The organism is Ancylobacter radicis (assembly GCF_018449475.1).
Classification (GTDB): domain Bacteria; phylum Pseudomonadota; class Alphaproteobacteria; order Rhizobiales; family Xanthobacteraceae; genus Ancylobacter; species Ancylobacter radicis.
This window is the reverse complement of the sequence record NZ_JAHCQH010000021.1, coordinates 207,903-229,362: the sequence shown is the minus strand read 5'-3', so window position 1 is coordinate 229,362 and position 21,460 is coordinate 207,903. Positions and strand designations below refer to the sequence as shown.

The 21,460-nt window shown below is 69.0% G+C and carries 21 protein-coding genes; 15 read left to right on the top strand and 6 right to left on the bottom strand.

Annotated elements, in window-relative coordinates; all coding sequences use genetic code 11:
• Window positions 1-112 precede the first annotated feature (112 nt).
• The 7 genes from KIP89_RS17315 (at window position 113) to mgtE (ending at window position 7,198) form a co-directional block, all read left to right on the top strand.
• Complete coding sequence (locus tag KIP89_RS17315; RefSeq protein ID WP_213756834.1) at window positions 113-931, top strand: TrmH family RNA methyltransferase; 819 nt, start codon at window positions 113-115, stop codon at window positions 929-931.
• A 252-nt stretch (window positions 932-1,183) separates the two neighbouring features.
• Window positions 1,184-1,822 (top strand): amino acid kinase family protein, encoded by a 639-nt coding sequence (locus KIP89_RS17310; protein ID WP_213756833.1) that lies wholly within the window; start codon window positions 1,184-1,186, stop codon window positions 1,820-1,822.
• Window positions 1,819-2,385, top strand: a complete 567-nt coding sequence (locus tag KIP89_RS17305) for a flavoprotein (RefSeq protein ID WP_213756832.1) — start codon at window positions 1,819-1,821, stop codon at window positions 2,383-2,385. Before KIP89_RS17310 ends, KIP89_RS17305 begins: the two co-directional genes overlap by 4 nt.
• Window positions 2,378-3,904: a DUF6513 domain-containing protein gene (locus KIP89_RS17300; RefSeq protein WP_250152591.1), complete on the top strand. Its 1,527-nt coding sequence runs from the start codon at window positions 2,378-2,380 to the stop codon at window positions 3,902-3,904. The genes KIP89_RS17305 and KIP89_RS17300 overlap by 8 nt, the downstream gene beginning before the upstream one ends.
• Window positions 3,894-4,496 (top strand): DUF447 domain-containing protein, encoded by a 603-nt coding sequence (locus tag KIP89_RS17295; RefSeq protein ID WP_213756831.1) that lies wholly within the window; start codon window positions 3,894-3,896, stop codon window positions 4,494-4,496. The genes KIP89_RS17300 and KIP89_RS17295 overlap by 11 nt, the downstream gene beginning before the upstream one ends.
• On the top strand, window positions 4,493-5,209 hold the full coding sequence (locus tag KIP89_RS17290; RefSeq protein WP_213756830.1) for a (5-formylfuran-3-yl)methyl phosphate synthase: 717 nt from the start codon (window positions 4,493-4,495) through the stop codon (window positions 5,207-5,209). The genes KIP89_RS17295 and KIP89_RS17290 overlap by 4 nt, the downstream gene beginning before the upstream one ends.
• A 585-nt stretch (window positions 5,210-5,794) precedes the next feature.
• Window positions 5,795-7,198 carry a magnesium transporter gene (gene mgtE / locus KIP89_RS17285; RefSeq protein WP_213756829.1) on the top strand — a complete coding sequence of 468 codons (1,404 nt, stop codon included), beginning with the start codon at window positions 5,795-5,797 and terminating at the stop codon, window positions 7,196-7,198.
• Between the two features lie 113 nt (window positions 7,199-7,311).
• Here mgtE and KIP89_RS17280 read toward each other — a convergent pair whose 3' ends face one another.
• The 5 genes from KIP89_RS17280 to KIP89_RS17260 all read right to left on the bottom strand — a co-directional run bounded on the left by KIP89_RS17280 (window position 7,312) and on the right by KIP89_RS17260 (window position 12,686).
• Window positions 7,312-8,109 (bottom strand): formylmethanofuran dehydrogenase subunit C, encoded by a 798-nt coding sequence (locus KIP89_RS17280; protein WP_213756828.1) that lies wholly within the window; start codon window positions 8,107-8,109, stop codon window positions 7,312-7,314.
• Entirely contained in the window at window positions 8,106-9,032 is a 927-nt protein-coding gene (gene fhcD / locus KIP89_RS17275) for a formylmethanofuran--tetrahydromethanopterin N-formyltransferase (RefSeq protein ID WP_213756827.1), read from the bottom strand. The genes KIP89_RS17280 and fhcD overlap by 4 nt, the downstream gene beginning before the upstream one ends.
• A gap of 343 nt (window positions 9,033-9,375) precedes the next feature.
• Window positions 9,376-11,043 (bottom strand): formylmethanofuran dehydrogenase subunit A, encoded by a 1,668-nt coding sequence (locus KIP89_RS17270; RefSeq protein ID WP_213756826.1) that lies wholly within the window; start codon window positions 11,041-11,043, stop codon window positions 9,376-9,378.
• Complete coding sequence (locus KIP89_RS17265; RefSeq protein ID WP_213756825.1) at window positions 11,044-12,288, bottom strand: molybdopterin-binding domain-containing protein; 1,245 nt, start codon at window positions 12,286-12,288, stop codon at window positions 11,044-11,046.
• 17 nt (window positions 12,289-12,305) lie between these two features.
• Window positions 12,306-12,686: a 4a-hydroxytetrahydrobiopterin dehydratase gene (locus KIP89_RS17260; protein WP_213756824.1), complete on the bottom strand. Its 381-nt coding sequence runs from the start codon at window positions 12,684-12,686 to the stop codon at window positions 12,306-12,308.
• 214 nt (window positions 12,687-12,900) lie between these two features.
• On the opposite strand from KIP89_RS17260, the gene KIP89_RS17255 reads away from it, so the two are divergent.
• The 6 genes from KIP89_RS17255 to KIP89_RS17230 all read left to right on the top strand — a co-directional run bounded on the left by KIP89_RS17255 (window position 12,901) and on the right by KIP89_RS17230 (window position 18,725).
• Window positions 12,901-13,920, top strand: a complete 1,020-nt coding sequence (locus KIP89_RS17255) for a beta-ribofuranosylaminobenzene 5'-phosphate synthase family protein (RefSeq protein WP_369807188.1) — start codon at window positions 12,901-12,903, stop codon at window positions 13,918-13,920.
• Between the two features lie 86 nt (window positions 13,921-14,006).
• Complete coding sequence (locus KIP89_RS17250) at window positions 14,007-14,903, top strand: NAD(P)-dependent methylenetetrahydromethanopterin dehydrogenase (RefSeq protein ID WP_213756822.1); 897 nt, start codon at window positions 14,007-14,009, stop codon at window positions 14,901-14,903.
• Window positions 14,869-16,029: an ATP-grasp domain-containing protein gene (locus tag KIP89_RS17245; protein ID WP_213756821.1), complete on the top strand. Its 1,161-nt coding sequence runs from the start codon at window positions 14,869-14,871 to the stop codon at window positions 16,027-16,029. The genes KIP89_RS17250 and KIP89_RS17245 overlap by 35 nt, the downstream gene beginning before the upstream one ends.
• A gap of 7 nt (window positions 16,030-16,036) precedes the next feature.
• Entirely contained in the window at window positions 16,037-17,002 is a 966-nt protein-coding gene (mch, locus tag KIP89_RS17240) for a methenyltetrahydromethanopterin cyclohydrolase (protein ID WP_250152590.1), read from the top strand.
• The gene (locus KIP89_RS17235; RefSeq protein WP_213756820.1) at window positions 16,999-17,904 is read left to right on the top strand and encodes a RimK family alpha-L-glutamate ligase; all 906 of its coding nucleotides are present in this window, start codon (window positions 16,999-17,001) and stop codon (window positions 17,902-17,904) included. The genes mch and KIP89_RS17235 overlap by 4 nt, the downstream gene beginning before the upstream one ends.
• A complete protein-coding gene (locus tag KIP89_RS17230) occupies window positions 17,904-18,725 on the top strand; it encodes a triphosphoribosyl-dephospho-CoA synthase (RefSeq protein WP_213756819.1) in 822 nt (273 codons plus the stop codon). Before KIP89_RS17235 ends, KIP89_RS17230 begins: the two co-directional genes overlap by 1 nt.
• Here KIP89_RS17230 and KIP89_RS17225 read toward each other — a convergent pair.
• A complete protein-coding gene (locus tag KIP89_RS17225) occupies window positions 18,715-19,413 on the bottom strand; it encodes a HisA/HisF-related TIM barrel protein (protein WP_213756818.1) in 699 nt (232 codons plus the stop codon). The genes KIP89_RS17230 and KIP89_RS17225 overlap by 11 nt on opposite strands.
• A 44-nt stretch (window positions 19,414-19,457) precedes the next feature.
• On the opposite strand from KIP89_RS17225, the gene KIP89_RS17220 reads away from it, so the two are divergent.
• Both KIP89_RS17220 and KIP89_RS17215 read left to right on the top strand, forming a co-directional pair.
• Entirely contained in the window at window positions 19,458-20,420 is a 963-nt protein-coding gene (locus KIP89_RS17220) for an ATP-grasp domain-containing protein (protein ID WP_213756817.1), read from the top strand.
• On the top strand, window positions 20,417-21,457 hold the full coding sequence (locus tag KIP89_RS17215) for a hydantoinase/oxoprolinase family protein (RefSeq protein ID WP_213756816.1): 1,041 nt from the start codon (window positions 20,417-20,419) through the stop codon (window positions 21,455-21,457). The genes KIP89_RS17220 and KIP89_RS17215 overlap by 4 nt, the downstream gene beginning before the upstream one ends.
• The last annotated feature ends 3 nt before the right edge of the window (window positions 21,458-21,460 follow it).

Genomic DNA, 21,460 nt, shown 5'->3' with positions numbered 1-21,460 from the left:
CGTTTTTCTTCGAGCCTCTACCGCCGGGAGGCGCGCCTGCGCTTTCGTTTCCCGGCTGTCTGGCGCATAGGTGCCCCGCGACAAGCGCCGGGCTGGCGGCTATGAAGCGGCCATGGCCAGTCTCATTCCCCTCACCGCCCCGGACGATCCGCGCATCGACGCCTACCGCGTCATCAAGGAGCGCGATCTCGTCGGCCGTGGCGGGCGCTTCATCGTCGAAGGGCGCACCGTGCTCGACGTGGCGCTCTCCCCGCGCAACCGCTTCACGCTGGAATCGCTGCTGCTGGCGGAAAGCCGGATCGAGGCGCTCGCCCCCCTGCTGGCGCAGGCGCCCGCCGACCTGCCGGTCTACACGGCGAGCCAGGCGATCCTCGACGGCATCACCGGCTTCCACATCCATCGCGGCCTGCTCGGCATCGGCCTGCGCGGGGCGGAGCCCTCGATGGCGGAACTCATCGCCTCCCTGCCGGAGGAGGCGCTGGTCGTGGTGCCGCTCGGCATCACCAATCACGACAATGTCGGCGGCATCATGCGCAACGCCGCCGCCTTCGGGGCGGATGCGGCGCTGTTCGATTTCGCCTCCTGCGATCCCTTGTACCGCAAGGCGATACGCGTCTCGGTCGGCGGCAGCCTGATGGTGCCGTTCGCCCGCGAAGGTTCGGCCGAGGCGATCCTCGACCGGCTGGCGGCCAGCGGCTTCACCCTGATCGCGCTCTCGCCCTCCGGCGCCAGCGAGCTGTCCACCCTCGCCCGCCCGCCCCGCGCGGCGCTGCTGCTGGGGGCGGAGGGGCCGGGCCTTGCCCCGCATATCCTCGCCCGCACCCTCACCACGCGCATCGCTATGGCCGGGAACTTCGATTCCCTGAATGTCGCGACGACCAGCGGTATCGCGTTACATGCCATGCGCCGCACGCAGATAACGCCGGCGTGATCCGCCGAATCAGTCCTCGACAAGAAGCCGGAGTCGGCTCATGCTTTCATTGGATTACCAGACGGCGTTCCCGTCTGCATGACCGTCGACTTTATCAAGGCTCGGGGCTCGTCCCCGGGCCTTTTTTTCTTGCCGCGGGGTTTCCGGCCAGCCTGCGGCGCCGTTTCCATTGATCGCGCCGACGCTTGGGCTAGTTTGCGGCAAACGGCGTCGCCCGACCTCCCCTTGGCGGCACCCTTCAGGAAACGTCCCATGCCCGGATCGCGCGCGCCCCGCCCGTCCGATGCCGCCCATCCCGCGCCGCTCGTCGTCAAGCTCGGCGGCAGCCTGCTCGGCGCCCCGCTCCTGCCCGCTTTGCTCCACGCGCTCGCCCATGCCGGCGCGCCGCTGGTGCTCGTCGCCGGCGGCGGGCCGCTGGCCGATGGCGTGCGCGATCTCCAGCCGCGCCTTGGCCTGTCGGATGCCGCCTGCCATCGCATGGCGATCCTCGCCATGGAGCAGACCGCGCTGGCCCTCGCCGATATCTCCGGCATCCCGACCGCCGCCGACCCCGCGAGCATCGCCCGCCACCATGGCGCCGGCCGCGCGGCGCTGTGGCTACCCGCCGCCATGACCCTTGAGGCCCCCGACCTGCCGGAAAGCTGGGACCTGACCTCCGACAGCCTCGCCGCCTGGCTTTCCGCGCAGCTGAGCACGCGGCTTGGCGCGGGCCGGCTGGTGTTGGTCAAATCCGCCCCCGCCGCCCCCGGCAGCCGCCCGCAGGACTGGGCCGACGCCGGGCTGGTCGATCCGCTGTTTCCCCGCTACGCCGCCGCGTTCGGCGGGGCGGTGGAGATTGTCACGCTGGATGCGGCGCGCGCCACCTTTACCGACGGGAGCATGGCCGCATGAGTGCCGACAAGGGAACCTATCCGCGCTGGGCCTGGGCGCTCACCGGCTCCGGCCATTTCTTCACCGAGTCGATCGCGCTGATCCAGTCGCTCGACGCGGTGGACCTGTTCGTCTCGCGCGCAGCGGACGAGGTGCTGCGCATGTACAAGCAGGACCTGCCGAAGAACACCCGCATCTTCAAGGAGACCACCGCCAGCTCGGCCCCGGTCGGGCGCTTCTACGAGCAGCTCTACCACACGCTGGTGGTCTCCCCCGCCTCCTCCAACACGGTGGCGAAGGCGGTGTACGGCATCTCCGACACGCTGGTGACCAATTGCTTCGCGCAGGCCGGCAAGTGCCGCGTGCACGCCATCGTCTTCGCCTGCGACACCGCGCCGGAGATGATCACCATGGCGCCCGGCGGCGAATACCCGGTCTATCCGCGCCGCATCGACCTGGAGAACACCGCCCGGCTCAAGGAGTTCGACGATACCACGGTGGTCGAGTCGCTCGCCGATCTCGACGCCGCCATCGGCGCGCGGCGCCTTCTGCTGGCGGAACGGGCCGCCCCGGTCGATGGCTGACACCCCCGAGCCCCCGCGCCGCGCGGAAAAGATCGCCCTCGTCACCGGCTCGCTGGCCGAGCCGCGCCTCACCCGGATCGCCGGCGAGATTACCGACGCGGCGGTCGAGCCGGTGGTGGTCAATGTCGGCGTCAAGGTCGCGGCGCTGATGACGGCGGAGATCGTCGAGCGCCGGCTGAAGCTGCCGGAGGGCACCGACCGCGTGCTGATGCCCGGCCGCTTCCGCGGCGATCTCGACCGGCTGGAACGCTTCTTCGGCGTGCCCTTTTCGCGCGGGCCGGACGAGATGGCCGACCTGCCGGATTATTTCGGCCAGAAGCGCCGCGCCGCCGACCTCACCCGGCACGACGTCACCCTCTTTGCCGAGATCGTCGACGCCACCGTGATGAGCGTTGATGGCATCGTCATGCGCGCCCGCGCCCTGCGGGCGGAGGGCGCTGACGTCATCGACCTCGGCTGCCTGCCGGACACCGCTTTTCCCCATCTGGAAGAGGCCATCGGCGCCATTCAGGCCGAGGGGCTGAAGGTCAGCGTCGATTCCTTCGATCTCACGGAGCTTGCCCGCGCCACCCGCGCCGGCGCCGATTTCCTGCTTAGCCTCAACGAGAACACCCTGCACATCGCCCGCGAAGGCCCGGCCGTGCCGGTGCTGGTGCCGGCGACGCAAGGTGATCTCGACTCGCTCTGCCGCGCGGTGGACGCCTGCCTCGCCAGCGGCCAGCCCTTCTATGCCGACCCGATCCTCGACCCGATCCATTACGGCTTCACCGCCTCGATTCTGCGCTATGCGGAGCTGCGCCGGCGCTACCCCGACATTCCCGTTCTCATGGGCATCGGCAATGTCACCGAGCTGACCGACGCCGACACCACCGGCATCAACGCCATCCTCATGGGGCTGATCTCGGAAATGCGGCTCAACGCGGTGCTGGCCGTGCAGGTGAGCCCGCATTGCCGCACCGCCGTGCGCGAATTCGACCGGGCGCGGCGCGAATATTATGCCGCCCGCGAGGCGGGCGCGCTGCCGCAAGGGTTCGGCGGCGGGCTGATGGCGCTGCGCGACCGCAAGCCCTATGCCGCCAGCCCCAAGGACATCGCCCGGCTGGCCGGCGCGGTGCGCGACCGCAATTTCCGCATCGACGTGACGGAAGCCGGCATCCACATCTACAACCGCGACGGCCACCACATCGCCGCCGACCCCTTCGCGCTGTTTCCCCATCTCAAGGTCGAGGCGGATGGCGCCCACGCCTTCTATCTCGGCGTGGAGACGGCGCGTGCCGAGATCGCCTACACGCTCGGCAAGCGTTACGCGCAGGATGAGGGCCTAGCCTGGGGCGTCGCGGGCGAGATCGCCGGCAGTCCCGAGGCGGCGCATCGTTTGACATTCAAGGAAGCCGGCACGACCCTGCGGGCCGAGAAACAGACCGACAAAAAAGACTCCGACAAGGAGGCTGCGGCCCCGGCCGCGCCGGAGGGCGCGCCGCAGACCGAGACCGGAAAGGCACCGAACCGTGATCCGTGAAGCCATCGTCACCACCCGTTCGTCCGGCGGCGAACCGCATCTCGCGCCCATGGGGGCGACGGTGATCGAGGGCGGCTATCTGCTGCAGCCCTTCCGCCCCTCGCGGACGCTGGAGAACCTGGCGGCGACCCGCATCGCCGTCATCAACTTCACCGATGATGTGCGTATCTTCGCCGGCTGCGTGGTTGGCCGTCCCCTCAAGGTCGATGTGCGCAAGGCCGACCGGATCGACTGCCCGCGCCTTGCCGATACGCTCTCCCATGACGAGCTGATCGTCGAGCGCATCGAGGATGATCCGCAGCGGCCGAAATTCTTCTGCAAGATTCACCACTCCGATGGCCATCGCCGCTTCGAGGGGATGAACCGCGCCAAGGCGGCGGTGCTGGAAGGCGCCGTGCTGGTGAGCCGGCTCGCACTGCTCTCGGATGAGAAGATCGACCAGGAAATGGCCTATCTGACCATCGCCATCGAGAAGACCGCCGGCCCCGAGGAGCTGGAAGCCTGGGGCTGGCTGGTCGAGGCCATCGCCGCCCATCGCCGCCAGCGCGGTAACCAGAACGGCGCGCCGAGCGTTCTGCAGGGCGCATCATGAGCGCGCCCTCGCCCGGCCTGCTCGCCAGCGTCGCGGATCTGCACGAGATGGAGCTGGCGCGGCAGGGCGGCGCCGATATCGTCGATCTCAAGCAGCCGGCCTATGGCGCGCTGGGCGCGTGGAGCAGCCCGGCGCTCACCGCCGCCGTCATGCTGTGGGACAGTTGGGGGCCGGCGCGCCCGGCGCTCTCGGCCACGGTGGGCGACCAGCCCATGGTCCCGGCCCTGCTGCTCAGCGCCGCCGAGCGCATCGCCACCACCGGCGTGCCGCTCGTCAAGGTCGGGCTGTTCGCCTCCGAGCATGTCGGCGCCTGCATCGAGGCGCTGGCGCCGCTCGCCACGCGGCGCCGGCTGATCGCCGTGCTGTTCGCCGACCAGAACCCGGATTTCGGCCTGCTGGCCCCGCTCGGCGCGGCCGGCTTTGCCGGCGCCATGATCGACACCGCCGACAAGGCAGGCGGGCCGCTGACCCGCCATCTCGACCCGCTGACGCTCAGCCAGTTCACCGCCGAGGCGCGCCGCCACGGGCTGATGACCGGCCTCGCCGGCTCGCTCACGCTGGACGACATCGGCCCGCTGGCCGGCGCCGGGGCGGATTATCTCGGCTTTCGCGGCGCGCTGTGCGAGGGCGGGCGTACCGGCCGCTTCGACCCCGCCCGCCTCGCCGCCGTGCGCGAGCGCCTCACCACCGCCGCCGGCTCGCTGCGCGGCTGACGGCCGGGCGAAGGGACGGTTCCCGCGCCCCCGCCCTCTACACCCCCCGTCATGCTGAGGTGCCGGCCACCGGCCGGCCTCGAAGCACGCACCCGTCCATCCCCTCATCCCCGGGCTTGACCCGGGGATCCACCCACGATGCCGAACCCGGCCGGGTATGAGGACGGGGGCAAGCCCGGTCCTGAGGGAGACGGGACACCCGCGCCTTCCACCGGCAGCCTTGTTCAAGAGCACGGCGCGCCTCTGCGTCCTTCGCGGCCCGCCTTCGGCGCGCACCTCAGGATGACGAGCCCTCCGACGAGTCGTCTTCGAACCCGCCCGCCCCTACACCCCCGTCATGCGGAGGTGCCGGCCACCGGCCGGCCCCAAGCGCCCATCCCCCGCTTGACTCCGCTCCCGCGCGGGTCCATCTGCCCGGCGCCGCGTGTCACCGCGCCGCAATCGGAACCCCTTACCCATGCCCAGCGACAGTCCCAGTCGATTGTCCGGCCGCCGGCGGCCGGCGCTCTGAGCCGACCGCGGCCCTGAGGGGCATCGGCTCTCTGCGTCCGCCTCCGGTGACCGGACGTCGGAAAGAGAGCCAAGATGGACGATACCCGTACCCCGGCGGATTCCCGCCGTGACGATGCCCGCCGCGACGATGAATTCGTGGACGCCGCCGCCCTCGCCGCCGAGCTTGCCGAGGAGCATCCCGCCGACATCGCCGAGGCGCTCGACGAGGAAGAGCGTCACACCGCCTCCGCCGTGCTGGCGAGCCTGCCGCGCGAAAAGCAGGTCGAAATCCTCGACCTGCCGGATTTCGACCTCTCCAGCGAGCTGATCGAGGCGCTGCCGGTCGAGGAGGCGGTGCGCCTGCTCACCGACATGTCGGCCGACCGTGCCGCCGACCTGTTCCGCTGGATGGAGGAGCCGGCGCGCTCGCATCTGTTCGCCCATCTGCCGGCCGAGACGCAGGCCGAGCTGAACCGCCTGCTCGCCTGGCCCGAGCACAGCGCCGGCAGCCTGATGACGACCGAGTTCGTCACCGTCCCCGCCAATTGGACGGTGGGCGAGACGCTCCGGCACATCCGGGCGATCGAGCGCACCCGCGAGACCATCTACGCCATCTATGTGCTGGACCCCGACAGCCACGCTTTGCTGAAGGCGGTGACGCTGCGCCGTCTCATCACCGGCGCGCCGGAAGACCCGATCCTCTCGGTCGCCCCGCGCCATGACCCGATCACCACCTCCCCGCTCACCGACCGCGAGGAAGTGGCCAAGCTCATCTCGAAATACGACCTGCTCGCCGTGCCGGTGGTGGACGAGCACGACCATGTGCTGGGGATCGTCACGGTCGACGACATGATCGACGCCATCATCGAGGAAAGCACCGAGGACGTGCAGAAATTCGGCGGCATGGAGGCGCTGGACGAGCCCTATATGGAGATGGGCTTCATCGCCATGCTGAAGAAGCGCGCCGGCTGGCTCTCCATCCTGTTCCTCGGCGAGATGCTGACCGCCAACGCCATGCAGCATTTCGAGGACGAGCTGGAGCGCGCCATCGTGCTCACCCTGTTCATCCCGCTCATCATGAGCTCGGGCGGCAATTCCGGCTCGCAGGCGACCTCGCTGATCATCCGCGCGCTCGCGCTGGGCGAGATCAAGCTGAAGGACTGGTGGCGCGTCGCGCTGCGCGAGCTGCCCTCGGGCCTCGTGCTCGGCTCGATCCTCGCCACGCTCGGCGTCACCCGCATCACCATCTGGCAGCTCGCCGGCTTCCATGATTATGGCGAGCACTGGGTGCTGGTGGCGGCGACGGTGGGGGCGGCGCTGATCGCGATCGTCACCTTCGGCTCGATGACCGGCTCGATGCTGCCCTTCGTCCTGCGCCGCCTCGGCTTTGACCCGGCCAGCGCCTCCGCGCCGTTTGTGGCGACCTTCGTCGACGTGACCGGGCTGGTGATCTACTTCACCGTCGCCTTGGTCATCCTGCACGGAACGCTGTTGTAGGTCTGAACACCGTCATCCCGGCCGAGCGCAGCGAGCGCCGGGATCGTCAGCCGTCGCGGCACGCGATCCCGGATCGGCCTTTGGGCCGTCCGGGATGACGACCCAGAGGGCGGCTAGACCACCAGAACCTCGCCCTGCCCGCCCATCAGCGTGTCGCCGACGAGGCGGCGCGCCTGGGTGACGTCCTTGAGCGTGGCCGCGAGGTCCGGCACGCGCCGGGCGAGCAGGCGCAGGGCGACGAGGTCGTGCGTGCCGGTGTCGGCGAAACCGGCCGGCAGTTCGGGAAGCGCGTTTACCAGCAACGTGCCGCGCTTCATGCCGCGCCCGGCCAGCGTGCCGACCGATCCGGCGACGCTGATCGTGCCGGCGATCATGCCGGTGGCCAGCCCCGCGCCGGCATCGCCACCGATCAGAATCAGCCCGCCGCGCTGGCGGGCGCCGGCGCGTTCGCCAGCGGATCCGGCGATCTTCAGCACGCCGTCCGACATGCCGCGCCGCGAGCCGGAGGAGGCCCCGCCCGCGTGAGCGCCGGCATTGCCGGCCAGTTCGATCCGCCCGCCGGACATTTCCGCGCCGAGGAAGTCGCCGGCATCGCCGGAGATGCGCAGCACCCCGCCGGACATGCCCCGCCCGGCCCAGGCGCCAACCCGTCCGTCGACGATCAGCTCGCCCCCGGCCATGCCGGCGCCGACCCCGTCGAGCCTCTCATCGCCGATCTCGATCAGCAGCACGCCCTCCGGCGCGCCCTCGATGAAGAACAGCTCGCCCAGCGGCACGGAGGTCGCGCCATAGGGCACGGCCAGATGTTCCAGCTCGCGCAGCGAGGTCGCGCAGGCCACCGCCGGGGTGAGCCCGGACAGGTCCACCCGCGCCTCAAGGGCCGCGCGCGGCTTCAATGATACGCCGCTCATGCCACGCCTCCCGCGCTGCCCGCTCCCGCGCTCATGATCTCGCGCAGCTTGAAATGGAACGGCCCGAGATTGCCGCCATAATTGCCGGCGTCGATGGCGACCACGCCGCCCTCAGTGCCGACCGCGCAGACCGCCTCGATGCCGACGCGCGTCGCTTCCGCCACCGCCTCGAAGCTCACCCCGTCGATCACGATCTCCATCACCGAGCCGACCTCCGGGGGAAGCTGGCTCGGCACCGCGCCGCGCAATGTCGGGCAATAGGCGTCGTTGGTGGAGGCGAACAGCGCCTTGTATTTCGAGCCGACCTTGGAGCCGGAGCGCACCACCCCGCCGGGGAAGGGCAGGATGATGCCGGGCACCTGGCCCATCGCCGCCACCGCCTGTTCGGCGGCATGCAGCGCCTGCCCGCGCGAACGGGCGAGGATGAGGAAATTGCCACCGCCGACGCCTTCCACGGAACCCGTGTCCTCGTCGCAGACGAACTCGCCCTCCATCACCGGCAGGCGCCAGAAGCGTTTGCCGGCGAGCTTCTTGGAAATCTGGTGGCCATCGGCGAAATAGCGGATGGTCTTGGCCAGAGGCACGCGCTTGCCGCCCTCGACGCCGGCATAGCAGGCGGTGGTCGGGCAGGTCAGCACGCATTGGCCGAGCCGCAGCGGCACGACCTTTTTCAGCGAGCCGAAATCCATCGCGAAGATCAGCAGCGATACGCCCGGCCTTCCGTCCGGCGTGTCCTGCGGCGCCAGCACGCGCTCGATCCCCGCCTCGCAGCCGCAGCCGATGACGGAGGTGGCAAAACCGGTGGTGACGCGCCCGGCCGTCAGCGCCCAGTCCGGCGTGTCGGCGGTGACGATCAGCCTTGTGCCGACCATCGGAAAGGCTTCCGCGAAGGTGTCGCGGATCTCGACGCCATTAAGGATCATCGCGCGCCCTCCGGCATGGTCACGAGGAGCCGACGCCCAATCACAACCACGCGCCCTGCTCCCTCTCCCCGACGGGGAGAGGGCTGGGGTGAGGGGCAGCAGTGCGCCAAAGCGGCGAGCGCGGGCCCCCTCACCCGGCGCTGCGCGCCGACCTCTCCCCCACGGGGAGAGGTGAAGGACACGGCACTCGCAAGCCGCGAAAGCCCCGTCATCCCCGGGCTTGACCCGGGGATCCACGACTTGGCCACCGCGAGGCGCACCGGGGAAAGGCGTGGATGGCCGGGCCAAGCCCGACCATGACGGCCAGCCGGCTGCGAGGATGACACCAAACGGATGGGTTTCATCACCCCTCCCCCCGCTCGCAGGTGAGAATGGTCGGCCCCGCCCCGTTTCTCAACTCGCCATCGGCGATGCGGAAATGCTGCGCCTTCAGCCCGACCGATTCGTCGAACCAGCGTTGCATGTCGGTGTCGATGGCGCGGTCAAAGGTCGGGCGGGCGACATGGGTGGTGCCCTGAGCCAGTTCCACCACCACCCCGTCCTTGACGATCAGCCGGCCGTTCTTGAACACCATGCGGGTGGTCGAGAACATCGCCTCGCGGTCGGCATCCTCGGTGTGCACAGCGATGTCCGCCACCGCGCCGGGGCCGAGATGGCCCTTGTCGGTGAGGCCGAGAATGCGCGCCGGGGCGGCGCGGGTGAGGATGGCGATCTCCTCCAGCGAATATTCCCGCGTGATCTGCGGGAGCATCGTGTGCTTCTGCGCCGCCTTGTTCAGCGTGGCGAGCTGCGCGTTGCGGAAATCGCGGTCCATCAGCAGCCGGATCAGATGCGGGTAGGTGGTGAACGGCCCGCCATTGGGGTGATCGGTGGTGAGGAAGATCCGCCAGGGGTCTTCCACCAGCAGGAACAGCTCCAGCCCGATCGCCCATTGCAGCGCGTTGACGAAGGACTTGTCCTTGTACTCGAACGGCACCACGCCGCAGGCGGCGTCCAGCTCGATGTCCATGCCGATCGACTTGTTCGGTGAGGCGATGGCGCGGTTGCGGTATTGCGACATGTAGTCGGCCGAGGCGGTCACCGTCTGGCCGAACATCACCTGCCCGACATCGACCGAGATGTTCGGGTTGGCGTTGACCAGCTCAGCGATCCGCGCCGCCGAGGAGGAGAACCTTTTGTCGCCCTCCGTGCCATAGGAATGGAACTGGAGATGGGTGAGGTGCAGGCGCCTCCCCTCCGCCGCGCGGATGGTGGCGAGCGTGGTCTCGTCATTGCCGGGCACGCCGAGATTGCAGCCATGCAGATGGATCGGGTGCGGCAGGCCAAGCTCGGTCACCGCGCGGATCAGCGTCGTCAGCACCTTGCGCGGCGTGACCCCGTAATAGGGGTTGGCCTCGTCCAGCTCCATGCGGCGGGCGTTGAACTTGAAGGCGTTGATGCCGCCGGGATTGACGATCTTGATGGCGAAGGCCTGCGTCGCCTCGATCATCCAGCCGACATAGGCATTGACGGTTTCCTGATGCGCGCCGGCGGCCAGCAGGCGCAGGAAGAAATCGTCATTGCCGAGCACCAGATAGGCGCCGGTGTCGAGATTAGGGATATCCGCCATTTCCAGATGCGCGCCGCGCGCATTGGCCCCCACCATGGCCGGCTCGAACACCGTGGTGTAGCCAAGCTCGGCATAGCGGCAGCCGGTGGCATGGGCGGTCGGGGCCGCCCGTCCGCCGCCGCAGCCGCAGAAATTGCCGGGCATTTCCGGGAAGGCCTTGCGGTCTTCCTGCATCAGCAGGCGGGCCAGGTTCATCTTGCCGCCGGCAATGTGGCTATGCAGGTCGATCCCACCCGCCATCACCACCGCGCCGCCGAGATCATATTCGGCATCCGCCTTGCGATCGGTGGCGGCGACGATACGCCCGTCCTCGATCTCGATGTCGCGCACGGCGCCGCTGGCGACGCCGTTCTCGCCATTGGCCGGGTCGAGCACACGCCCGCCCTTCAGCCTCGTTCTCATCTAGCCCTCCGCTATGCGACGCACAGCCTCGGCAACGCTGGGGAGCGTCGCGACGCGCAAGGCGCCGAGCGGCATGCTGACGATGGAATCCATGCGGAACACGGTGCCGGCATGGTCGATGCCGGGCGTGCCCACAGGGATGACAACATCTGGTTCGGTCTCGAAGACCGTATCGGGATGGGCAAGGGCGATCACCTTGCCCGTAAAGGACGGCGGCGGCTCCGGCCGAAAGGCCGAGACCCAGACCATCACATCGGCATCCTTGAGCGCGGCCTCGGTCGCGTAGAGCGTGCCGTCATGGGCGCTGCCCTGCCCGCTCACCAGCGTGCGCAGCGGGTAGCCCAGCCGCCAGAGCATGAGCTGGTTCACGCCCATCAGATTGTCCGTGCCGCCCAGCGGGAACACCCCGGCGCGGGTGGTCACGTTCAGCGCGTCGACCAGCGCGGTGGCCCGCTCGGCGACAAGGTCGCCATCATCCAGCGCCGCCGCGTTCCAGGTCACCACCGCGTATTTCGACCCGCGCAGCGCCTCGGCGAGAGCGGCGACCTCCGCGAGCGGCAGGCCGCCAATGGTCGCCTGCGGCGGGGTGCGCCCGGAAACCAGCAGCGCGAGCGCCTCCAGCACCTCGACCGGCGCGCCGGGAAGCTCGGAGAGGGTGATGCCCGCCAGTTGCCGGCGCGCCTTCTCGCCGGGCGTGCCGCCAAGGAACACCACCCGGCGCTCGCCGGTCGCGAACAGAGGAGTGGCCGGGTAGAATTTCTCGAACAGCCGGCCCCAGTTCGCGGTCGGGTCCTCGCCCACCACCAGCAGCAGGTCGCAATGGTTGCGCACCTCGGCAAGGGTGGAGGCGAGCCAGCCGGTGCGCTGCACCGCCGCATAGTTGCGGAACAGGCCCATTGAGGCGTGATGGTCGAGCACCCCGCCGAAGCGGATGGCGAGATCGACCAGCGCCCCGGCGCCGGTCATGTCGGTGCCCATGCCGGCGATCACCGGGGAGGTCGCCGCAGTGAGCAGGCGGTGCGCCTCACTGGCCGCATCGGCCTGACTGGTCACCTCACCGGCCACACGCGCCACCGCGTCAGCGGTATCCAGACGCCGGAAAAGCCGGGCCGCCTCAGGGCAGACGGTGCCGCCCGGCCCCGCCTTGGCGCGGACCTCGCGCCCCTCGACCTCGACCGTGAGATCGTCGCAGGCCAGCCCGCAAAAGCCGCAGGCCACATTCTCGATCGTGCGCACCTCAGCCATGATAAATACCTGAAAAATCAATCATATTTGATATAGGAAAAGCGAAGATCGCCGTGCGGCGTGCCTTCCAGCGCGCTGCCGGGCTCAAGGCCGGGCTGCCAGCCGACGACCTCTTCGATCTTCTTCGCCAATTGGAAATCGCGCTCGGTGATGCCCTTGGCGTCGTGCGACATCAGCCGCACCTCGACCCAGGCATAGGACGCGGTGATATCGGGATGGTGCCAAGCCGCCTCGGCCAGATGCCCGACAGCGTTGATCACCATCAGCGTCCCCTTCCAGCTGGAGGTGCGATAGGTGCGCCTTATCCAGCCTTCCTGGAGCTTCCAGTGCGGCAGTTCGATAGCGAGCCGGTCCTCCACCTCATTGATGGTGAAGGTTTTTTTCGGATCCACGGCCATGCTGTGGCGTCCTCCTCGGTAGGTCCGCCCGTTCTGGCGCAGGCGGCTTTTAACGATTCGGTAGCACGCGGCGGGGCCCGGCCGCAAATCCCAACTCGCGGGGATTTGTCACCGGACACGGCAGCAAAACGCCGCGCCCGCCGTTAAGCCGACGGCCAAGGGCGCTTGTCCTGCCCGCCCTTGCGGCCTTACGATGCAGGCCGAGGAAACGCCGGTGAACAAGATAACGCCGAAATCGCCGACGACACGCCAGGAGGACGGATCGAGCGTGGTGCGCATCACCGCGCCCGCCCGGCTGCACCTTGGCTTCATCGACCTCGCCGGCACCCTCGGCCGCCGCTTCGGCAGCCTCGGCATCACCCTCGACCGCCCTTCGACCATCGTCCGCATGCGCCGGAGCCACGCGCTCACCGCCACCGGGCCGGATGTCGGCCGGGCGCTGGCCGCGGCAGAGAGGGCGGCGCAGTGCTTCGGCATCGACAAAGCCATTGAAATCACGGTTGAATCGGCTCTGCCGCCGCATTCCGGCCTCGGCTCCGGCACCCAGCTCGGTCTCGCCGTGGCCACCGGGCTGTGCCTGCTGAACGGCCTCACCCTCTCGCCCCGCGAGGTCGGCGCGGCTTTGGGTCGCGGGGCCCGCTCGGCGATCGGCATCGGCGCCTTCACCGAGGGCGGGGTGATCCTCGACGGCGGCAAGAAGCGCGGCTCGGACGCGCCGCCGCCCATCCTCTCGCGCCTGCCCTTCCCCGAGCATTGGCGCATTCTTCTGGTATATGACAAATCCCATCAGGGGCTTAGCGGCAAGGAAGAAGTGGCGGCGATGGATGGCCTGCCGCCCTTCGCCGACACGCTGGCCGGCCATATGGCGCGCCTCGCCGTCATGGTGGCGCTGCCGGCGCTCGCGGAAGCGGATGTGGATTATTTTGCCGCTTCGATCGGCGAAATGCAGCGACTTCTCGGCGACCACTATGCGGACGCCCAAGGTGGCCGCTATACAAGCACAGCCGTCGCCGAGGTGATGGACTGGCTGGAGACGCGCGGTCTGCGCGGTCTTGGCCAGAGTTCGTGGGGTCCCACCGGTTTTGCCATTCTCGGCAACCCGGATGAGGCCGACCACGTGATCCGCGAGGCCCGCGCCCTGTTCGGCGACCGGCCCGCTCTGGCTTTCGACTGTGTACGCGGCAGCAATGTCGGCGCACGGATCGAATGGCTTGCCTGCGTCGAGCAGTGCTAGCGACGGCTTTGGCTTAAGGCCCGCGTCGCTTCTTCCCCGATCATGAGAGGCCGCAAGGCCCGATTTTGCCTAGGGAATGGAACCACATGGCGGACATCGCCCCGATTCTTCACATCGTCTCGCCCCTGCGTCACGTCTCGCCGTTCGACGTGAACATGGCCGTCGATGCCGGCTACACGACCATCCTGCCCTATTCGGGCGTCACCCTCGATGAGATGGGCGACCTGACGCAGGACATGATGTTCTCGCGCGCCCCACAGGCCGCTCCGCGCACCGGCCTGTTCATCGGCGGCAAGGATGCCAGCCTCGCCCTCGACATGGCGGCGAAGGCCAAAAGCGTCCTCTTCCCGCCCTTCGAAATCTCCGTCTTCGTCGACCCGGCCGGCTCTTTCACCACCGCCGCCGCCATGGTGGCGGAGGTCGAGCGCAAGCTGCGCCCGACCCATCCTGACGGGATCAAGGGCTTGAAAATTCAGGTCTATGGCGCCACCGGCGTGGTCGGCGGTATTGCCGGCGTGATCGCCGCGCAGGCCGGCGCGGAGGTGACCTTCGTCAGCCACCGCGACGTCGAAGCGGTGGCCGTGAAGGCGCGCGACTTCAAGCGCCGCTTCAATGTCGACATCGCCTGCGCCAGCGCCAGCAGCGAGGACGAGAAGCGCGCGCTGGTTCCCGAGGCCCATGTGGTGCTCGCCTGCGGCAAGGCCGGCGTCGAGATTCTCTCGGCCGAAGCCCTCGCCTCCGCCCGCAACCTTATCGCCGCGGCGGATGTGAACGCCGTGCCTCCCGCCGGCATCGCCGGCATCGACGCCCATGCGGATGGCAAGGTTCTCGCCAATGGCACTCTCGGCATCGGCGCACTGACCATCGGGCACCTGAAGTACCGGGTTCAGCACGAAATGCTGAAGCAGATGAAGGTCACGACGGAAGCCCTCACCTTCGGATTCGAGGATGCCTTTGCGCTCGCACGCTCCCTCGCGGCCTGACGCTTCCGCCGATATCGCCGTGGTCGGCGTCTCCGCGCGCAGTCTTGCGGCGGCGGCGCGGCGGGCGGGGCTGCGCCCTCTTGTGCTCGACCTCTTCGCGGACGAGGACACGCGGGCGCTTGCCGCCACGACGGTAATCCTGCAACGCGGTGAGGGGTTTAGCCTCGATCCGAAGGACCTGATGGCCCAGCTCGAGCGGCATGTCGGCCCCGACCTGCCGCTTGTGCTCGGCACAGGGTTCGAGGCGATGCCCGAACGGGTCGAGGCGATTGCGAACCGTTTCCGGCTCATGGGCAGCGGGCGCCGGACGTTGACCTGGCTGAAACAGCCGGCAGCCTTCGCGCAGCTTCTCGCGGACCTTTCCATCCCCCATCCCCTGCTTTTCGCGGAAAGCGCGCCGAACGGCGTGGCGGCGTTGGAAAAGCAGGCGGGAGCGGCGGGCGGTGGGCATGTGCGCCCGGCCCGGCGCGCCCGTGGGGCCGGCTGGTATCTGCAGGAATTCGTGCCGGGGCGCAGCGTCTCGGCGCTGTTCCTCGGTAATGGCCGTTCCGCGCGCCTGCTCGGTTTCTCCGAGCAATGGTGCGCACCGACCGAGGACGCTCCCTTCCGCTATGGCGGGGCCGCCGGGCCGATCCGCCTCGCGCCCGATCTGGAAGCCGAGATCGAGGCTGCACTCACTGCACTCACCGACGCCACCGGACTACTAGGCCTCGCCAGCACCGACCTTGTCATTGGCGAGACCGGCTGGTGGCTGATCGAGGTGAACCCGCGTCCGGGAGCGTCGCTGGACGTGTTCGACCGCCCGCCTTTGGCGCCGCTGCTACGGCTGCATCTGGATGCCTGCGAGGGTCGCCTGCCGGAACTCAAACCTTGCAACCTCGACATTGGGGCGACCGTTCAGGCCGCGGCCATTTTCTACGCGCCGCGTCCTGTCGAAATCGGCAGCGATCTTCCCGTCTGGGTGGCGGACCGCCCGGCTCCCGGGAGCCTCATCGACCAGGACGAGCCGATCTGCACCGTCTTCGCCTCCGGGCACGACCTCACCGAAGCCCGCGCGCAACTCGCCGGGCGCATCGACCATCTTTGGCATGGGCTGAACGCAGCCAGCCGCCAAGCTGCGGAGTAACTCCCTGATGCATACCCACCATATGTCACGGCCCAGCGTCTCGGCCCTCGCCGCACCGCTGGTCGAGGCCCTCATCGCGCGGGCTGGAGTGCTCCGCCTTGCCATCTCGCACAGCGCCAATGGGGCGCGGATCGTCGACGCGGGAATCAAGGCGGCCGGAGGCATCGAGGCCGGCCGCCTGATCGCGGAGATCTGCCTCGGCGGGCTCGGCACGGTGGACATTGTTCCGTCGCCGCGCTTTTCACGTTGGGGTACGAGTCTCGGCGTGCGCACAGCCGACCCCGTCACCGCGTGCCTCATCAGCCAATATGCCGGCTGGAGCCTGTCCGAGGGCGATTTCTTCGCGCTCGGATCAGGCCCCGCCCGCGCGCTCCATGCCAAGGAGACGCTTTACGAGGAACTCGGCTATCGCGACAGCGCGGCGAGCGCCGTTCTGGTGCTGGAGGTCGACAGCTTCCCGCCGGAAACGCTGATCGACCGGATCGGCGCCAATTGCGGCGTGGCCACCGACAAGCTGACGCTGATCCTCACCCCGACCCGCAGCCTCGCCGGCACGGTGCAGGTTGTCGCCCGCGTGCTGGAAGTCGCCCTGCACAAGGCGCATGCGCTGCATTTCCCGCTGGAGCGCATTGTCGATGGGCTTGCCAGCGCCCCGCTGCCCCCGCCGGCGCCCGATTTCATTACGGCGATGGGCCGGACCAATGACGCGACGCTCTATGGCGGCGACGTCCATCTGTTCGTGGACGGACCGGAGGACGAAGCGGCCAAGCTGGCGGAAGGCCTCCCCAGCTCGACCTCGCGGGACTATGGCCGCGCCTTTGGGGAGATCTTCTCGGCCTATAATGGCGACTTCTACGCCATGGACCCGATGCTGTTCAGCCCTGCCCGCGTCACCGTGACGGCGCTGTCCACCGGACGCAGCTTCACCCATGGCGCCTTTGACGAGGCGGTGCTCGACCGCTCTTTCGCATGAGCGCCCCGCGCAGCGACCGGGTCGTCATCTTCACCGAGGATGCCGACTGGCACACCCGCAATCTCAAGGCGGCGCTGGAGCGCACCGGGCTCGGCGTTACCGTGCTCTCGCTCAATGATTGCGGCTTCGCCCTCGGCGAGACGGCGCATGGGCTGGTCCTGCCGGGCTTCGGCGACCGGCTGCCGGTGGCGGCGTTCGTGCGTCTGATCGCCAAGGGCACGACCGAGCAGATCACCGCCCGGCTCGGGCTGCTGCACGCCTTGCGCGAACTCGGGGTAAAGGTGATGAACGACGCCCGCGCCGTCGAGCGCTGCGTCGACAAGAGCATGACGAGCTTCCTCATCGCGCAGGCCGGCCTGCCGACGCCGCGCACCTTCGTTGGCGAGAACCGGGCAGCGATGCAGGCTCTGGTGGACGAGGCGCCCGGCGACATGGTGTTGAAGCCGCTGTTCGGCGCACAGGGCAAAGGTATCCGCCGCCTTGCCCCACGCGCCGACCTGCCGGAGCCGGAAAAGGTTGGTGGCCTCTATTATCTCCAGGATTTCGTCACCCAGCCGGCCGGCCCGGATTTCCGCGACTGGCGGGTCTTCGTCATCGGCAACCGCGTGGCCGCTGCCATGATCCGCCGGTCGCCGCGCTGGATCACCAACATCCATCAGGGCGCGACGGGGGAACCGGCACCGGCCGATGCGCATGCGCATGACCTCGCCATCCGTGCCACGGCGGCGGTAGGCGCCGATTATGCCGGGGTGGATCTGATCGAGGATGAAAGCGGGGCGTTCCAGGTGCTGGAGGTAAACTCCATGCCAGCCTGGAAGGGCCTGCAAAAGACCACCGAGGTCGATATCGCCAGCGCGCTGGCCCGGCACGTCGCCGAGGCAATCGGACGTGTCGAGGCGTGATGACGCCGGACCATCTTGCGGCCACCTTTCGCGACGCCTGCGCCGCCGAGCTGGCGGCGCTGAAGGTGGGCAATGTCCATCGCTTCAGTCCGGGACACGGCATGGAGGTGGCGCATTTCGAGGTCGCCTACCGTGCCGCCGCGCCGTTCATCGCGGCCAATGGAAGGCGGGTCGGTGCGCGGATCGAAGCGGCGGTGCAGGCCTCGCTCACAGCGACGGGGCTCAACACCAATCTCGGCATCCTGCTGCTCTGCGCGCCGCTCGCCGCCGCCGCTGAGCGCGGCGGACCGCTGCGTGACAGCCTCCGACAGGTACTGGCAAGGTTCGATGACGGCGATGCGGCGGCGACGTTCCGCGCCATCGCCGCCGCCAGTCCCGGTGGCTTGGGCCGGCATGATGAACACGACGTGACCGCTCCGGCTCGCATCGGGCTGATCGAGGCGATGGCCCTCGCGGCGGAGCGCGACCGCATCGCCTGGCAATATGTGAGCGGTTTTGCCGACATCTTTGAACTCGGCCTGCCACGTCTGGCCAGCCTTGCGGGAGCGGAGACGGAGGCGGGGGCCGAGGCCGTGCACCTCGCCTATCTCGCAGCGTTCCCCGACAGCCATATTGCCCGCAAATTCAGCCTCGCGCTTGCGCGGGAGGTGCAGCGTGAGGCGCAGAAGGTCGCCGCCGAGGTGGATTTCACCGCGTCGGCCGAGACTCGGCACAAGCCGCTTCTCGCCTTCGACGCGGCGCTCAAGCGGCGCGGCATCAATCCCGGCACCACCGCCGACCTTACCGTCGCCACCCTCTTCGCCGCGGCGCTCAGTTCATGAAGGCCGCGATATCGTCCGGCGACAGCCGCCCATCATGAAGCGCGCTCGCCAGCAGCACGCCCGCAGCCCCGTGATCCGCCAGGCGCTTCAGGTCGTCGAGATCGCGCACACCGCCAGCGGCAAAGACGCGGCGACTGCCGGCACGGGCCATTACCGCGCGCAGCCGGTCAAGGTCCGGCCCCTCGCCGGCGCCGACCCGCGCCAGCGTCATCACGATCACCGCCTGCGGCCACAGTTGCACCTGCTCATGGATGACAGCGGGCCCGCGCGGGCCTTCGATTCCGTAATCGAGCGAGAGGATCGCTCCCGCCACGGCAAGCGCCGCTGTCCCGCTGACAGGGTCGCGCATCGCCTCGCTGCCAACAACCGGCCTCCCCGGCCCCTGCGCGGCGCGGCGGGCGACCCTCTCCGGCTCTCCCTCGCCGGCATCGACCCAGAGCCCAAGGCCGGGATGATCGACCGCGAGAGCGGCAAGAGCGGCATCGTGGCTCCCCGTCCCGGCAATGGCGTCGAGATCGGCGACATAAAGGGTGCGGAACGGCGCGAGCTGCAAAAGCGCCTGCGCAACCTCCGCCGGGGCCGCGCCCGCGCAGAGCGGCGACTGGATCGGGCGGTAGTCGGCGCGGGCGCCGCGCCGCGCGTGCACCACCACACCTCCCATCAGATCGAGGACAGGTATAAGTTCCACGATGCGTTCCTTCCCGGGCGTATCAATCGGGCTCGAGCTTACTAATGCGCGTCTTCGTCTGCGAAACGGTGTCCGGCGGCGACCATATCGGCGTTGATCTTCCCGAGGCCCTGATAGCCGAAGGCATAATGATGCGCGACGCGCTGATCGGCGATCTCGAAGATCTCCCCGGAATCCGCGTGATCACAACCCATGATGCGCGGCTCGATCCGCCCGCGCGCGGGGACAGCATCGCCATCCGGCCGGGCGACGATACGCGCGCGATCTGGAACGACCTCGCCGCACAGGCGGATTGCTGCTGGCCGATCGCACCGGAGTGCGAGGGCATTCTCGACCGTCTGGTCGAGCAGTTGCGCGCCCGCAATTCCCGCGTGATCGCCTGCGAGGAAGAAACCCTGCGGCTCTGCGCAAGCAAGGCCCGCACCGCCGAGCAGCTCACGGCCGCCGGAATTGCGGCCATTCCAACCTGGTCGCCGGACACGGTCCCGACCGGCCGGTTGGGACCGTTCGTCATCAAGCCGGACGACGGCGCCGGCGCGGTGGATGTGCGGGTCTTTTCCCGCTTGCCCGCCGGTCCCTATCCGCCTGGCGTGGTCGTCCAGCCCCTGGTCGAGGGCATGGCGGCGAGCCTCAACCTGCTCTGCCAGTTGGGCCGGACCCATGTACTATCCGCCAACCGCCAGCATATGAGCACAGTGGACGGCCAGATGGTGCTGCGCGGCGTCACCGTGGGAGCTTTCCCGGTCGACGAGGCATTGCGCGGGCTTGGAGAAGCCATCGGCGCCGCTTTTCCGGGACTGCACGGCTTCCTCGGCGTGGACTACATCGCCACGCCGGACGGACCGGTGATCGTGGAGATCAATCCGCGCCTCACCACTTCCTATGTCGGACTGCGCCGGTCCCTGGGCATCAATCCGCTCGCCTTCCTCGCCGAACTCAGTCACGACGGGGTGGTGCCGGACCTGCCTCCTCTCCCTTCCACCGTTCCAGTTGAGATCAGCCTTTGACCCGAATTAATCGCCTTGGTTGGGATGTCGGCGGCGCCCATGTGAAGCTGGCCGCCTTCGGCATTGAGGGGGGGCTGAAGGCCGTGCGCATCGCGCCTTGCCCCGTCTGGAAGGGAGCGGATCATCTGCGCGAGGCGATCCGCACGCTGCGCGCCGAGTTTCCGCCCGAAGCCTCCTCCGCCGTCACCATGACCGCCGAAGTCGCCGATCTGTGGCCGGACCGGCGCAGCGGCGTGGTGGGGACGGTGGCGATCCTGATGGAGGAACTCGCCGGCGCGCCGCTCGCCCTGTTTGCGGGACCAGAGGGTTTCGTCGAGGCGGAGCAGGCGGTCGCGCATGCCGACGCCATCGGTTCCGCCAACTGGTACGCCACCGCCGCCGTGCTGGCCCATCTTCTGCCCGGAGGGCTGCTGGTGGATATCGGCTCGACCACCAGCGACCTCATCCCGTTTTCCGCGGGGCGTGTGACGGCACGCGGCTTCACCGATGCGGAGCGGCTCGCCGGCAATGAGCTGATCTATACCGGCGCCGCCCGCACGCCGGTCATGGCGCTGGCGCCGGAGGCACCGTTCGGCGGCCGCTGGTTGCCGCTGATGGCCGAGCATTATGCAACGAGCGCAGATATCTACCGGCTCACCGGCGAATTGCCGGAGGGTGCGGACCTGCATCCGAGCGCGGATGGCGGGCCGAAGACGGAGGAAGCCAGCGCTCGCCGCCTGCTGCGCATGGTCGGGCAGGATTATGCGCCCGGCAGCCTCGCCCCGGCCAGAGCGCTGGCGCGCCATCTTTCGGAAGCCCAGCTTTACCGCCTTTCGCGCGCCGTGGATTGTGTCGCCTCCGCCCAGAATGAAGAGATCGACATGATCGTCGGCGCGGGGGTCGGGCGCTTTCTTGCCGCCAAGCTGGCCGAGCGCCGGGACGCGACCTATCTCGACCTTGCCAATGTGCTCACCGACGACGAAGCCCTCTCCGGCGCGGCGGCGGACTGTGCACCGGCCGTCGCCGTCGGCCTGCTCGCCGCCGCCCTCACCGCCTGAACC

What these genes read in the sequence shown, in the direction of transcription:
- KIP89_RS17280 (WP_213756828.1), bottom strand. Translation starts at nt 8,109, where the DNA reads ATGAGCGGCGTATCATTGAAGCCGCGCGCGGCCCTTGAGGCGCGGGTG.
- mch (WP_250152590.1), top strand. Translation starts at nt 16,037, where the DNA reads ATGCATACCCACCATATGTCACGGCCCAGCGTCTCGGCCCTCGCCGCA.
- KIP89_RS17235 (WP_213756820.1), top strand. Translation starts at nt 16,999, where the DNA reads ATGAGCGCCCCGCGCAGCGACCGGGTCGTCATCTTCACCGAGGATGCC.
- KIP89_RS17250 (WP_213756822.1), top strand. Translation starts at nt 14,007, where the DNA reads ATGGCGGACATCGCCCCGATTCTTCACATCGTCTCGCCCCTGCGTCAC.
- KIP89_RS17270 (WP_213756826.1), bottom strand. Translation starts at nt 11,043, where the DNA reads ATGAGAACGAGGCTGAAGGGCGGGCGTGTGCTCGACCCGGCCAATGGC.
- KIP89_RS17230 (WP_213756819.1), top strand. Translation starts at nt 17,904, where the DNA reads ATGACGCCGGACCATCTTGCGGCCACCTTTCGCGACGCCTGCGCCGCC.
- KIP89_RS17300 (WP_250152591.1), top strand. Translation starts at nt 2,378, where the DNA reads ATGGCTGACACCCCCGAGCCCCCGCGCCGCGCGGAAAAGATCGCCCTC.
- fhcD (WP_213756827.1), bottom strand. Translation starts at nt 9,032, where the DNA reads ATGATCCTTAATGGCGTCGAGATCCGCGACACCTTCGCGGAAGCCTTT.
- KIP89_RS17265 (WP_213756825.1), bottom strand. Translation starts at nt 12,288, where the DNA reads ATGGCTGAGGTGCGCACGATCGAGAATGTGGCCTGCGGCTTTTGCGGG.
- KIP89_RS17315 (WP_213756834.1), top strand. Translation starts at nt 113, where the DNA reads ATGGCCAGTCTCATTCCCCTCACCGCCCCGGACGATCCGCGCATCGAC.
- KIP89_RS17220 (WP_213756817.1), top strand. Translation starts at nt 19,458, where the DNA reads ATGCGCGTCTTCGTCTGCGAAACGGTGTCCGGCGGCGACCATATCGGC.
- KIP89_RS17260 (WP_213756824.1), bottom strand. Translation starts at nt 12,686, where the DNA reads ATGGCCGTGGATCCGAAAAAAACCTTCACCATCAATGAGGTGGAGGAC.
- KIP89_RS17310 (WP_213756833.1), top strand. Translation starts at nt 1,184, where the DNA reads ATGCCCGGATCGCGCGCGCCCCGCCCGTCCGATGCCGCCCATCCCGCG.
- mgtE (WP_213756829.1), top strand. Translation starts at nt 5,795, where the DNA reads ATGGACGATACCCGTACCCCGGCGGATTCCCGCCGTGACGATGCCCGC.
- KIP89_RS17305 (WP_213756832.1), top strand. Translation starts at nt 1,819, where the DNA reads ATGAGTGCCGACAAGGGAACCTATCCGCGCTGGGCCTGGGCGCTCACC.
- KIP89_RS17245 (WP_213756821.1), top strand. Translation starts at nt 14,869, where the DNA reads ATGCCTTTGCGCTCGCACGCTCCCTCGCGGCCTGACGCTTCCGCCGAT.
- KIP89_RS17290 (WP_213756830.1), top strand. Translation starts at nt 4,493, where the DNA reads ATGAGCGCGCCCTCGCCCGGCCTGCTCGCCAGCGTCGCGGATCTGCAC.